This is a genomic window from Micromonospora sp. NPDC049580 (assembly GCF_040675595.1).
Classification (GTDB): Bacteria; Actinomycetota; Actinomycetes; order Mycobacteriales; family Micromonosporaceae; genus Micromonospora.
Window position 1 is genome coordinate 1 of record NZ_JBFAPG010000162.1, and the last position, 11,764, is coordinate 11,764.

The following is an 11,764-nucleotide window of genomic DNA, read 5'->3' on the forward strand; positions in this document are numbered from 1 at the left end:
GAGCTGGTGGCTCCGGACCCCGGGCTCGGACGGTCAGGGGCTCGTGCAGGTGACGTTGCTGGGCGGGGTGTCGCCGTTGCCGGTGGCGGTGAACCCGAAGGTGGTCGAGGCGTTCGGCGCCAGGGTGCCGTTGTACGCGGCGTTGCGGACGGTGACGTTGCCGGTGGTGCCCGTGTTGGTGCCGTTCCAGAGGCTGCTGATGGCCTGGCCGCTGGCCAGGGTCAGGCGTACGGTCCAGCCGCTGATCGAGGTGGCGGTGTTGTTGGCGACGGTGACCTCACCCTGGAAGCCGCCCGGCCAGCTGTTGACCGCCCGGTAGGTGGCGGCGCAGCTGCCCGGCTCCCCGGTCGGCGGCGGCGTCGTCGGAGGCGGCGTGGTGGGCGGGGGCGTCGTCGGCGGGGGCGTGGTCGGAGGCGGCGTGGTGGGCGGGGCCGTGGTCGGCGGGGCGGTCGTGGGCGGCGTGGTGGACTGGAACTGGGTGAAGAATCGCCAGATCTCCGCCGAGGTCCAGGTCCTGGAGTCGTTGGGGCTGGACGACCCGTCGACCGGGCTCGGGGTGTGGTCGCCGTCGAACGCGGCCCACTGCACGGGGTAACCCGCGCGGCAGCCGGAGTAGGTGGTGGTGATGTGGGTGAGGCTGCCTCGGCTGGGCTCGCGCGGGCTCTGTGCGGTGCAGCCGTTGTTCCTGACGAACGTGTCGCGCAGCGCCCGGCCCTGGGAGATGTTCAGCACGCTGTCGTAGATGCCGTGGATGCCGAAGTACGCGACCGGCTGGGTACCGCCGTTACAGCCGCTGAGGTTGGCGCCGGAGAGCACGGTGACCGCCCGGATGACGGTCGGGCGGGCGCAGGCCACCGCGTAGCTCATGGCCCCGCCGTAGCTCCAGCCCAGGGCGAAACGCTGGGTCGTGTCGACGCAGAGGTCGTTCTCGACCTGCCGGGAGATGTCGTCGAACAGGGTCAGGTCCCGACCGTTCGTGTTGGCCCAACCGGCGTCGATACCCTGGGGCGCGACGAAGATCGTGCTGTTGTTCGACAACGGCGCCAGCCCGTAGTAGCCGGCCGAGGCGACGTTGTTGGCCGAGCCGTTCAGCCAGTGGAAGCCGAAGACCAGTCGGTACGGACGGTTCCGGTCATAACTGCCCGGGATCTGGAGGATGTAGCTGCGATTCTGGCCGCTGCTGGAAATCGTGCGCGTCCCGCTGGTGAGAGTGGGCGCCTTGCCGCACCCCGCGGTCGCCGCGAGGGTGCCGTTGGTGGCAGCCAACGCCTCGGCGCCGAATCCGCCGCGCAGCGCACCACCGGTCGCCGCGACGAGAACCACCGCGGCCGCGATGAACGAGAAGAGTTGTCTCCGTTTGACCATTGCTCGACTCCTTGCCGTTGATCGTCCGTAGGACATGCACCTCGCCGTCAACGAGTCGGTTCGCACCGGTGTGCGGGCCGGCATGCTCCTGAGGCCGGCATGGCGCACACGGGTGCGTACGGGCCGTACCGTCGCTGCCGGGGTTGTCCGTGACGGGGCAAGGGGGAATGCAGCCGGACCAGGGTCGTCCGACGACCGCCTGCGGTCGCCTGGCAGTGGCGGAGCGGCCCGGACTGGTCACCGACCGGCGAGGCGGCGGGAGGGGCGAGCCCTCTGCGTTGCCTGTGCCGATTGACTGAGGTGACTGGGAGCGTGCCCTTCGCTCCCGCGCCGAAAGATAGCATGTTATCGATAACATGCTCAACCGGCCGAGTGCCACGGAACCGGCCACAGCGGACGGACCAGCCCGACCCGCGCACCTCACCACCGTGGGCCGGAGCAGGGCAGGCGTCACGCCGGCGTGAGCCGCCCACCGTGCCGGCGCGCGGTGTCCCGCCCACCGGCACGATCGGTCGTCCGTGTCGCCGCCGGCAGTGCCCTTCGACATCGCAGCGAGGTCATCTTTTCGAGTCCTAGACTGCGAACGGGCACGGCGGAGCCGCCCCTGCCAACGGGGGAGGTGCGGGTGCCATGAATTCTCGGCCGACGCAACAGCAGGAACAGGCTCACGGCGGCGCGAATCGCGACATGCCCCCGCAATTGGGCTCGGACTCCATCGGCACGGCCGCCCAGCCGCACCTTCGGTGAGGCACACGACCCCGGCGCCGACGACATGGCGTCGCGGTGGGCGGCCAACAAGCCGGACCTCAGCGCGGATTCGGAGCTGTTGCGCAACGTCTATCACAAGTCCGCCGTCGACCTGCTGTCGATGCGCATCGTCAAGGAGATCAACGGCGAACAGGTCGTCCTGCTGGCCGCCGGAATGCCCTGGTTCCTGACCATTTTCGGGCGGGACACGCTGGTCACCGCCTACCAGAGCATCACCTGTGGACCGGACGTCGCGCGGGTGCGCTGGTGACGCTCGCCGCGCACCAGGGCAACGCCGTCGACGACTTCAGCGACCAGGAGCCCGGGAAGATCCTGCACGAGTTCCGATCCGGGGAGCTGACGCAGCTCGGCATCGCGCCGTACGGCCCCTGCTTCGGCTCGGCCGACACCACCCAGCTGTGGCTCATCCTGCTCTCCGAGTACTGGCGGTGGACGGGCGACGACGCGTTGGTGCGGCAGTTGCGGCCCAACGCCGACGCCGCTCTGCGGTGGATCGACGTATTCGGAGACCGCGACGGCGACGGTTACGTCGAGTACGCCACGCGTTCCCCGGACGGGATGCGCAACCAGTGTTGGCGCGACTCACCGGACGGTGTGCAGTTCGTCGACAGCAGGCTCCCCGACCTGCCGGTCGCCACCTGCGAGCTCCAGGGCTACACCTACGACGCCAAGCTCCGCGCCGCGGAACTCGCCGACGGACCGTGGGCCGACCCTCCGTTGGCGCGACGCCTGCGTGGCGAGGCCGCCGATCTGCGCGAGCGGTTCAACCGCGACTACTGGCTGCCGACGCGCGGCGGCTACTACGCGATCGGCCTCGACGCCGACAAGCGGCCCATCGATTCGATGACCTCGAACATGGGCCACCTGTTGTGGAGCGGAATCGTCCCGCCCGATCGTGCCGCCGCGGTGACTCGGCAGTTGATGTCCGACGCGATGTTCTCCGGGTGGGGTGTCCGGACCCTGTCCACCGAGGACGTGGGGTACAACCCCATCGGCTACCACCTCGGCACCGTGTGGCCGCACGACAATTCGATCATCGCCGCCGGGCTCGCCCGGTACGGCCACCGGGATGCGGCCAACCGCATCGCGATGGCGATGCTCGATGCGGCGGCCCACTTCGACTACCGCCTGCCCGAGGCGTTCTCCGGGTACGACCGATCGTTCGGACGACGGCCCGTGCCCTACCCCACCGCTTGCAATCCCCAGGCCTGGGCCAGCGGCGCCCCTCTGCTGCTTCTGCGGTCGATGCTCGGGCTCGACGTCAGCAACGGCCATCTCGCCACCGATCCGCGCATCCCCGAGGCGTTGGGAAGCATCCGGCTGACCGGCGTCACCGTGCACGGCACGCGGCAGACCGTCGACGCCTCGGGTTCGCGCCTGCGCTCCTCCGCCTGAGCTGCGGGGCGCCGCCAGCGGGTCACGGTTTCGAGCTGCTTGACCGCAGGGTGGACGGCGTCGACCTCCGGCTCGGTCGTCTCCCGCCCGACTGCGACCTCCCGCAGCGACGTGACGGCCAGGCCACGCGCCACCGCCCGAGTTCGCGTTCGTCCGCGACGCCGTGGAGCTCAGCGACTCCGCCCTGTCGAAGCGGATCTCGACGTTGAGCGACGGCGGGTACGTCGAGGTCCGCAAGGGCTACGTGGGCAAGCGCCCGCGGACCTGGATCAACCTCTCCATGGCCGGTCGGGCGGCTCTGAGCGCCCACATCGCCGCCCTGCGCGACATCGCCGCCCGCGTGGACGGCGCCGACTGAAGGCCCTTTCGCCGCCCCCGGGGCCGTGGACAGCCAGTTGACGGTTCCGGTAGCCGTCGGGCCCGGTCCCGAGGCCGACCGGTGGCAGGTACGACGCGCCGGGTCAGGGCCGGCGGAGCGCCGTGATCACGAGGATGGCGCGCTCGGCGGCCTGGCCTTCTGCGGAGAGATGGTCTCGTGGCGGGCCAGCATGGCGACGAACTCGGCGATCTTCCGCTCGCGGGTCTCCGCCCGTTTGACGGCGTTGAGGCGGTAGACGAGCGCGAACCGGTTGGTCTTGGTGAGCACGTCGAACATGGCCTGGGCGGCGGGTTCGGCGGCGATGGCGGCGAGCAGGTCGGCCGGCACCTCGGCTTCCGACGCCGGGGCGTACGCGGCAGCCCACCGCCCGTCGGCCTTCGCGGCCTCCACCGCGGCGCGGCCGGTGGGCATCATCCGTCCCTGCGCCTCCAGCCGGGCGACGTGTTCGACGTTGCGTTGGGACCAGACACTACGGGGTCGGCGAGGGGTGAACCGGATCCAGGAGGTCTGCTCGTCCCGTTTGCGGGCCTGCCCGTCGATCCAGCCGAAACACAGCGCCTCGTCGACCGCGTGCTGCCAGGTCAGCGTGGTGACCGTGCCGCCCTTCCTGGTCAGGGCGAGCCAGACGCCGGGCGACGTGGCGTGGTTCTCCGACAACCATGCGCGCAGCGCGTCGGCGTCCGCGACGATCAACTCTTCCAGTTCGGCGCTCGCCATGGCAGCAGGCTATCGGTGCGCTGTGACAGCGCCCTCGGCCGGTGGGACGGCCCGATCCGCCGGGCGGTCGGGATCAGCACCGGCGCAGCAGTCGGAGCTGGCCAAGGGTGTGACACGTCGAGCGGGCCACACCCTTGACCAGAGCTACCGGACCTCGCAGGGTCAGCAGCCGATCCGGCTGGACCCGACCGCGACGTCGTCGTACCAGAGGGTGTCGGCTCCGTTGCCGTAGCTCTCCCAGCCGAGCTTCAGGTCGGTGAGCTGCGGACGCCAGGTGCGGTTGTACCACTGACCGTCGATGTCGTGCGTCGGTACTCCGTCCGCGGTCAGCCCCGCGATGGCCGTGCCGTCCAGCCAGGTACGCAGCTGCCCGGCCGAGCCGTCCACCATGAACTCCAGGCAGGCCCACCGGTTGGTGGGAAGCGGGACGCTCTGCGCCACCCCGGCCGGGCTCTGCTCGGGCAGGGTCGCGTCGTCGGAGGCGCGGTTCCACTGCAGGGCGCCGTTCTGGCCGCCCATCCGCAGGTCCCGGTTGCCGTCGGCGGCGTCGGCCATCGCCATCATCGTGGTGTGGTCGGTGGGCTGGGCGGTGGTGTGCCGTACCCAGATCCGGCCGTACCGCACGCTGCCCACGCTGCTGAGATTCTTGGTGGACCTGATGAAGACGTGGTTGCAGTACCCGGCTGCGCCGTTGATCCGGACGGCCCGGCTGCCGCTGTGCGTGGTGGCCGTGTCGATGGTGGCCGTGCCGGCGCCCGAACAGTCCGGGTTCACCACGGTCCAGTCGCCCGACGGCGTCGCGCCGGTCTGGTTCTCGAAGCCGTCGCAGAGCACCGCACCGGCGCACCCGGCCGGCGGCGGGGTGGTGGGCGGAGGCGTCGTGGGCGGAGGCGTCGTCGGGGGCGGGGTGGTCGGCGGGGGCGTCGTCGGCGGAGGGGTGGTCGGCGGAGGGGTGGTCGGCGGAGGGGTGGTCGGCACGCCGGTCGTCGGGGTCGGGCCGGTGCCGTTGCACGGCACGCCGTTCAGGCTGAACCCGGTCGGCGTGCCGCCACTGGTGCCGTACGTGCCCTGCACGCCGAACTCGGCGGAACCGCCGGCCGGGATGCTGCCGTTGTACGACATGTTGCGCGCGGTCACCGTCGATCCGGACTGGCTGACCGTGGCGTTCCAGCCGTTCGTGACGCGCTCGTCCCCGGCGTACCTCCAGGTGACGGTCCAACTGGAGACGGCGCTGTCGCCGGGGGTGACCTTGATGGTGGCGGTGAATCCGCCGGGCCACTGGTTGGGCGTGTAGTCGACCCGGCAACCCTGGGCGGCCGCGGCGGGGACGACGAGCAGGGCCGTTCCGGTCGCGGTCACGGCGGCGGCCAGCGCGGCGACGACCGCCAGGGTCGGGGCGGGGCGGGCGCGGAGAATCGTCATGAAAAGTCCTTCTGCCATCGAGCTGGGGAAATCGGCGCGGCAGCGCGCGTCCGGAGCGGACGCGGCGCGACAACGCGCCGGGTGCGGCGCGGCGATGCGCCACAGCGACTGGTCGATGCGTACGACCGACGTGCCCGGCTCGGGGTGGACCTGTCAGTCGCCGACGGCCCGGTTGCCCGGACCTCGGCGGCGCCCGCCCTCAATCTATTGACAGATTCCTATCGAATCAAGCGTCACGCTTCCGAGTGGGATCACGCCGCCCGCGCGTTATGCTGCCGGGCGCCCCGACAGGGTTGACACCACGTGGAAGGCGATCCCCACGCTTCTCCGCTCGATCAGGTCAGCCCAGGTCGACGATGTCCACCGCGGGTGCGAAGTGGCGGACCGCCACCTCGAGACTGGGGCGGTGCAGCCGCCAGAAGGTCGCCGGCCGACTGTCGGCCAGAACGGCCGGCGGCACGTGCGGGACCGCTGTCTGAACCAACCACCGCAGGCCGCGCGAGCGAGCCGAGCCGGGCAGCGGCGGCAGACCGCGACGCCTCCGTAGGCCGACGTACGGAGTCGTGACCACACCGCTCTGCTGCGTCCACAGCACCACGGACTCGATGTCGGACCACGGCACCACAGCGGTGTGCGACGACGGCCAGGGCGGCACCTGGCCGAGGGTGACCCCGGCCGCGTCGACGCGAAGGGCGACACGGCGGCCCAGCACGGCGATGAGCCGCAGCAGCAGGTACGCGCCGCCGAGCATCGCGGCGAGGATGCCGGCGAACGGCTCGTCGCGGAACATCAGGACGCCCACGGCGACGAGGACCACGCTGACGGGCGCCAACAAGAGGTCACGGCGGGTCAGGCCGAACGACACCTCGTACACCTCACCCGGACCGACCGTGCTGATCGGGGCGGTCTCGCCGCTCGAAAAGGGTGCCACATTCACCCTTACCGGAGCAGCCCGCGGTTGGCCATGAAGGCTCGCAACGTCTCGGCGTCCTCGGCGGACATCAACCACCGTGGGATCACGGTCGCCGGCATCCGGCCGACGTACACGATCCAGAAATCCGGGGTGTCCTGCACCTGGGCGACGCCGTCCCACGCGATACCGCCGGACTCCGAGCCGCTGCGCATCATGATGTTGTCATCGGTGATGTCGTAGCCGCCCTCGACCGCGTAGCGACCGGAGCGGCGACGCGCGCGCCACCGCACCCACGGCAGGTACAGCATCGACAGCACGCCGCCCACGAGCATCGCCACCCACAGCGGTGCCGTCCGCTCGCCGGACGCGAACCCCCGCGAGACGACCAGACCGATCACCCCCACCACCGCCAGCACCGCGCCGACGTAGCTGTACCTGCGCAGCCGAACACCGCCGAGCGTGGCCGCCACGCGACCCGGGTAGTCGGGATCAGCGGGGACGTCGAAACGGATGTGCACCCCAGAACGATAGTTCCCCAACCGCCCCGGGCACCGCCGGGTCGGCCGCCGGAGTTTCGCCGGCGGTCGCTTGCGGGTAGCGGATGGCGCATGAACCGCGATCTCGTCAGGGCTCTCCAGGTCGCATGGGAGCTGCCGGAGTTCCGCAGCGGGGTGCGGCACCTCATCGATCTCGACGAGGTGTCCGTGCTGCTGGCCACGCTGTCCGTCCCGGATCACGACGGCGAGGTCGAGCGCAGCCTGCTGGGCCTGCTGCGCTCCGGCCTGGAGACGGTCGAGATCCGGGAGGCCGTGCTGCTGCTGTTGGAGCAGGACGAGGTACGCCGGCCGCTCGTCGCCGCGGCGGTGGAGCCGCTTGCGGCCCGACCGGGCCTGGCCGCCGCCATCGCCTCGGCGGCCGAGGACCCTGCGGTACGACGTGAGGTACGGGCCGCGCTGGACAGCGCCAAGGTGCGCGAGCTGATCTGGCAGGCGATGGAGAACCAGGTCAGCGACAACCGGTTCGGCCTGATCCGTCGGGCGGCAGTGCTGTTCGTGTGGCACCCGAGCGTCCGGCGTCTCGCGTGGGCCGTGCGCCGTCACGGCGTGCTGCGCGAACTCCGCCGCAAGCCGTAATCCACTAGCGTGGCGGGGTGGCAGCGTCCGGCACGGCACCGCCGCCCGAGATGAGTCGCCGGCTGACGTTCCTGCTCGCGTTGGCAGCGGGAGCGGCGATCGCCAACCTGTACTGGACGCAGCCGCTGCTCAGCTTCATCGCCGGCGACCTCCGCGCCGCCACCGCGACGGCCGGCTGGCTCGTCACCGCGACGCAGACCGGGTACGCCGTCGGCGTACTGCTGCTCGTGCCACTCGGCGACGTCCTGAACCGCCGCCGGTTCGTCCCGGTGCTGCTGGTGGCCTCGGCCGCAGCGTTGCTGCTGTGCGCGCTGGCACCGTCGTTCGGTGTGCTCCTGCTCGCACTGACCGTCCTCGGCGTCACGACGATTTCCGGGCAGGTCCTCACGCCGCTGGCCGGGGACCTGGCCGGCGACGCCCACCGCGGTCGGATCGTCGGCGTCGTCGGATCCGGGACCCTCAGCGGCATCCTCGCCTCCCGTACGATCAGCGGGTTCGTCGCCGGTGCCGCCGGCTGGCGTACGACCTTCGCCCTCGCCGCAGTCGTCGCCGTCCTGCTCGCGGTCCTGCTGTACCGCGCGATTCCACCGCTGGCGCCGCGCACCCGCCTGCCATACCCGCAGCTCATCGCCTCGGTCGGCGCGGTGGTCCTGCGCGAGCGGGCGGCCCGCTGGACGCTGGTCCTGGCCGCCACCGGGTTCGCCGCGTTCTCGCTGTTCTGGACGGCGCTGACGTTCCTGCTCAGCGGCCCACCGTTCCGATACCCGGTAGCGGTGATCGGGATGTTCGGACTGGCCGGCCTCGCCGGTGTCCTCTCCGGCCTGCGCGGCGGTCGTCTGCACGACCGTGGTTGGTCGCTTCCGGCCACCGGGGTGGCGTGGACACTGGCCCTCGGCGCCTTCGTCGTCGCGGCGTTCGCCGGCCGGTCCGTCGCGCTGCTCATCATCGCGATCATCATGATCGATGTCGCTCTCCAGACGCAGGCCCTCCTCAACCGGGCGCGACTGTTCGCCCTCTCCCACGAGGCCCGCAGCCGGCTCAACACGGCACTGGCGACCGGCAACTTCGTCGGCGCCGCCATCGGCTCCGCCGCCGCGACCACGCTCTGGGCCGCGGGCGGCTGGACAGCGGTCACGATCACGGGAATGGGACTCTGCTGCTTCGCACTCACCGTGTGGGCACTGGGACGGCGTGGTCCGCTGGCGATCCGCCTCGCCGAGTGACTCGCGGCGGACGACGTTGGGCGGGGTGAGCGGAGGCCGCGGGTCACCCACTAGCGTGCGCGTGGTGGAGGCAGCGGGAGCCTTTCGCCGGACGGCGATCGAGCGATCAGACCAGCGCGTCGCGTGGGAACGGACCGACCAGGCCTTCTTCGCCGCCGGGGCCTGCCACATCCTCGCCTGGGTCTGTCGAGACACGTACCCGGACCGGTCGATCGAGGTGGCGGCGGTGCGCCTGGCGGGCGAGTTGCCGGTCGTCCACACGTACGCGGTCTGGGGCGGCTGGGCGTTCGACCATTCGGGCTGGAACCCGGAGCAGCAGGTCCTGGCGGTCAACGCGGCCTTCGAGGGCCACCCGCTCGAACGCGTCCCGATCAGCACCGATCTCGCCGAATTCTGCGCCGAGCACCACCACCGCATGCCCGACCGGTACTGGCGAGACCCGATCCCGCGGGCCCGTGCATATGTGGGCCGACATCTCCCGCCCTGGGAATGAGCGACCGGCAGTGTCGCGAGCGTGTCGGCGGGCACGGGTGAGCCGTCGTGTTCGTCGCCGCTCCCCCGACGGCGGGGGTCAGGCCAGCGTCGCCGGCAGGACGAGGAGGGCGAATCGGATCACGCGCCCGAGAAGGCAGGCGACGGCGAACTCCCAGTGGCGCAGGCCCGCGGTGCCGGCGGCGAAGCTGACCACGGCCAGCGGTGGGACCCCGACCGCCGCGGAGACCAGCACGGTCGGAAGGGCGGTGCGGCGGCGGGAGAGCCAACGCCGGATCGGCCCGGTCCACCGGGCGGCTCGGGCCGCCGTACGACCTGACCGGCTCTGTCTCCTGAGCCTGCGGGCCAGCCGCCCCGTTCCGCGACGCGCGGATTCGAACAGGAGCAGCTTGCCGGCGGTCTGCCCGAGCGCCAGGGCGAGCACGGCGACGACAACGTGGCCGCCACGGTGCCCGGCGACCACCGCGTACGCCTCGGCGTTGACGACCGGAACGAGGGCCGAAGCGAGACCGTAACCGAGCCCCGCGACCGCCTCGGCGAGGCTGCTCACGCGCGGCCGTCCCGGTCGAGCAGCCGGGCCACCGCGGCGACTGACCACAGCTTGACCACGACGACGGCGACGGCGACGGCCAGCGCGAGCCGGTACTGCCCGAACGCGATGGCGCCGACGACCCCGGCGGTGTTGGCGGCCTTGGCCACCGGAGACCAGTTCCACGCCCACACCCGGCGGTCGACCAGGTGGAAGTAGTTGGGGCTGAGCACCGGCCAGCACAGGAACGCCAGCGACAGCATGGTGTCCAGCACCAGGAACGACAGCAGGAACACCAGGGCCACGACCGCGACGTCGGGCACGAGGGAGACCAGGCCCACGCAGAGTACGGCGGTGCACGCGCGATCGCTGACGATGTCGAGGACGGCCCCCGCCCGGGTCTCCTGTCCGAGCCGCCGGGCAGCCCAGCCGTCGAGCATGTCCCCGATCCAGTAGATGCCATACGCTACCGCCATAAATGCCACCGATCCCGCGACGAGGGCGGCGATCCCGACGGTGACCGCGGCGACCGTGCGGACGGCGGTGATGTAGTTGGGAACCGTGCGGAGAGGGCCGACACTGCTGGCGGCGCGGGAGTCGACGAGAGTCACCCCAGAAGCGTCGTGCGGTGCGCCTCTCGGCGGAACGTGCCGTGGTGCCGATCCGCTCGCCGGGGCAGCACCGGGGTACCGCCCGATCTGGTACCGAGGTACTGGTCGGTCTCCGAGCTGGTCGCGGAGACTGTTGAGGTGATGACCGACATCCGGGAATGGTTGCGTGACCCCGAGCGGGTGCGCGGGCTGGCGTACGCCTTGGCGGGGTTGATCATCGCTCTCGTGATCACGACCGCCGAGGGGGGCCTGTCCGTGCCGGCGGGCTGGGCGTGGCTGGTGGTGCCGGTCGGCCTCGGCGCCACGGCGCTGCGGCCCCGCTACCGCGCCCTGGTCTTCGCGGCCTGTGCCGGGTTCGTGGCGATCGTGAGCACCGGGGAGTCGGTGCAGTTGGGCCTCGCGGCCGCCTGCCTCGTGTTCCTCTCCAGCTGCGAAGACCCAGCCCGGCGTCCGTGGCTGGGGTGGCTGGCTGGCCTGCTCGGCGCGGCCGGCGCCCTCACCACCGCGCTGCTCACCGGGCGAGGAATGTACGAGCAGCCGTTCGTCTTCGTGACGGCCGGCTATGTCCTGGCGATCCTGTTGCGGTCGTGGTCCCGCGGCCGCGCGCTCACCCGGGAGGCGGACGACCTGCGCGGCCAGGCGGCCTGGCTCGAGCAGCGCACCAACCTGGCCCGCGAGCTGCATGACGTGGTCGGCCACCACGTCACCGCGATGGTGGTCCAGGCCGAGGCGGGCCAGCTCAGCGCCGACCCGGGGGCGGCGCTGCGGGCGATCGCGGGCAGCGGCCGCACCGCGCTGAGCGAACTGGACACGCTCG

The 11,764-nt window shown here is 71.7% G+C and carries 13 protein-coding genes and 1 pseudogene; 7 read left to right on the top strand and 7 right to left on the bottom strand.

The window, feature by feature from the left end; all coding sequences use genetic code 11:
• Nucleotides 1-33 precede the first annotated feature (33 nt).
• On the bottom strand, nucleotides 34-1,365 hold the full coding sequence (locus tag AB0J68_RS15610) for a cellulose binding domain-containing protein (RefSeq protein ID WP_363939045.1): 1,332 nt from the start codon (nucleotides 1,363-1,365) through the stop codon (nucleotides 34-36).
• A 772-nt stretch (nucleotides 1,366-2,137) separates the two neighbouring features.
• Between AB0J68_RS15610 and AB0J68_RS15615 the strand changes: the two genes are divergently transcribed.
• The 3 genes and pseudogenes from AB0J68_RS15615 to AB0J68_RS15625 form a co-directional block, all read left to right on the top strand.
• Nucleotides 2,138-2,383, top strand: coding sequence for a hypothetical protein (locus AB0J68_RS15615; RefSeq protein WP_354861147.1), 246 nt, complete (start codon nucleotides 2,138-2,140; stop codon nucleotides 2,381-2,383).
• Nucleotides 2,380-3,528, top strand: coding sequence for a hypothetical protein (locus tag AB0J68_RS15620; RefSeq protein WP_354861146.1), 1,149 nt, complete (start codon nucleotides 2,380-2,382; stop codon nucleotides 3,526-3,528). Before AB0J68_RS15615 ends, AB0J68_RS15620 begins: the two co-directional genes overlap by 4 nt.
• Before the next feature lie 151 nt (nucleotides 3,529-3,679).
• Nucleotides 3,680-3,886 (top strand): annotated as a pseudogene (locus AB0J68_RS15625) (transcriptional regulator); the annotation flags it as partial.
• Nucleotides 3,887-4,012: 126 nt separating this feature from the next.
• Here the strand turns inward: AB0J68_RS15625 and AB0J68_RS15630 are convergent.
• From AB0J68_RS15630 to AB0J68_RS15645, 4 genes are all read right to left on the bottom strand, one after another.
• On the bottom strand, nucleotides 4,013-4,624 hold the full coding sequence (locus AB0J68_RS15630) for a YdeI/OmpD-associated family protein (protein ID WP_363939047.1): 612 nt from the start codon (nucleotides 4,622-4,624) through the stop codon (nucleotides 4,013-4,015).
• Nucleotides 4,625-4,786: 162 nt separating this feature from the next.
• Entirely contained in the window at nucleotides 4,787-6,046 is a 1,260-nt protein-coding gene (locus AB0J68_RS15635; RefSeq protein WP_363939049.1) for a cellulose-binding domain-containing protein, read from the bottom strand.
• A 340-nt stretch (nucleotides 6,047-6,386) separates the two neighbouring features.
• Complete coding sequence (locus AB0J68_RS15640; RefSeq protein WP_355068533.1) at nucleotides 6,387-6,977, bottom strand: hypothetical protein; 591 nt, start codon at nucleotides 6,975-6,977, stop codon at nucleotides 6,387-6,389.
• Nucleotides 6,978-6,985: 8 nt separating this feature from the next.
• Nucleotides 6,986-7,477, bottom strand: a complete 492-nt coding sequence (locus tag AB0J68_RS15645; RefSeq protein WP_363939051.1) for a YcxB family protein — start codon at nucleotides 7,475-7,477, stop codon at nucleotides 6,986-6,988.
• Nucleotides 7,478-7,567: 90 nt separating this feature from the next.
• Between AB0J68_RS15645 and AB0J68_RS15650 the strand changes: the two genes are divergently transcribed.
• From AB0J68_RS15650 to AB0J68_RS15660, 3 genes are all read left to right on the top strand, one after another.
• Nucleotides 7,568-8,092, top strand: coding sequence for a hypothetical protein (locus AB0J68_RS15650; RefSeq protein ID WP_355068529.1), 525 nt, complete (start codon nucleotides 7,568-7,570; stop codon nucleotides 8,090-8,092).
• A gap of 17 nt (nucleotides 8,093-8,109) precedes the next feature.
• Complete coding sequence (locus tag AB0J68_RS15655; protein ID WP_363939053.1) at nucleotides 8,110-9,315, top strand: MFS transporter; 1,206 nt, start codon at nucleotides 8,110-8,112, stop codon at nucleotides 9,313-9,315.
• Between the two features lie 64 nt (nucleotides 9,316-9,379).
• Nucleotides 9,380-9,808: a hypothetical protein gene (locus AB0J68_RS15660; RefSeq protein ID WP_363939055.1), complete on the top strand. Its 429-nt coding sequence runs from the start codon at nucleotides 9,380-9,382 to the stop codon at nucleotides 9,806-9,808.
• A gap of 78 nt (nucleotides 9,809-9,886) precedes the next feature.
• Here the strand turns inward: AB0J68_RS15660 and AB0J68_RS15665 are convergent, their stop codons facing one another.
• Complete coding sequence (locus AB0J68_RS15665; protein WP_354861133.1) at nucleotides 9,887-10,357, bottom strand: VTT domain-containing protein; 471 nt, start codon at nucleotides 10,355-10,357, stop codon at nucleotides 9,887-9,889.
• On the bottom strand, nucleotides 10,354-10,947 hold the full coding sequence (locus AB0J68_RS15670; RefSeq protein WP_354861132.1) for a CDP-alcohol phosphatidyltransferase family protein: 594 nt from the start codon (nucleotides 10,945-10,947) through the stop codon (nucleotides 10,354-10,356). Before AB0J68_RS15670 ends, AB0J68_RS15665 begins: the two co-directional genes overlap by 4 nt.
• Before the next feature lie 141 nt (nucleotides 10,948-11,088).
• Between AB0J68_RS15670 and AB0J68_RS15675 the strand changes: the two genes are divergently transcribed.
• On the top strand, nucleotides 11,089-11,764 hold a 676-nt coding region (locus AB0J68_RS15675; RefSeq protein ID WP_363939057.1), incomplete at its 3' end, for a histidine kinase dimerization/phosphoacceptor domain-containing protein.

Excerpts from the sequence above, each read along its gene's own strand:
- AB0J68_RS15635 (WP_363939049.1), bottom strand. The coding sequence starts at position 6,046 with ATGACGATTCTCCGCGCCCGCCCCGCCCCGACCCTGGCGGTCGTCGCC.
- AB0J68_RS15650 (WP_355068529.1), top strand. The coding sequence starts at position 7,568 with ATGAACCGCGATCTCGTCAGGGCTCTCCAGGTCGCATGGGAGCTGCCG.
- AB0J68_RS15630 (WP_363939047.1), bottom strand. The coding sequence starts at position 4,624 with ATGGCGAGCGCCGAACTGGAAGAGTTGATCGTCGCGGACGCCGACGCG.
- AB0J68_RS15610 (WP_363939045.1), bottom strand. The coding sequence starts at position 1,365 with ATGGTCAAACGGAGACAACTCTTCTCGTTCATCGCGGCCGCGGTGGTT.
- AB0J68_RS15615 (WP_354861147.1), top strand. The coding sequence starts at position 2,138 with ATGGCGTCGCGGTGGGCGGCCAACAAGCCGGACCTCAGCGCGGATTCG.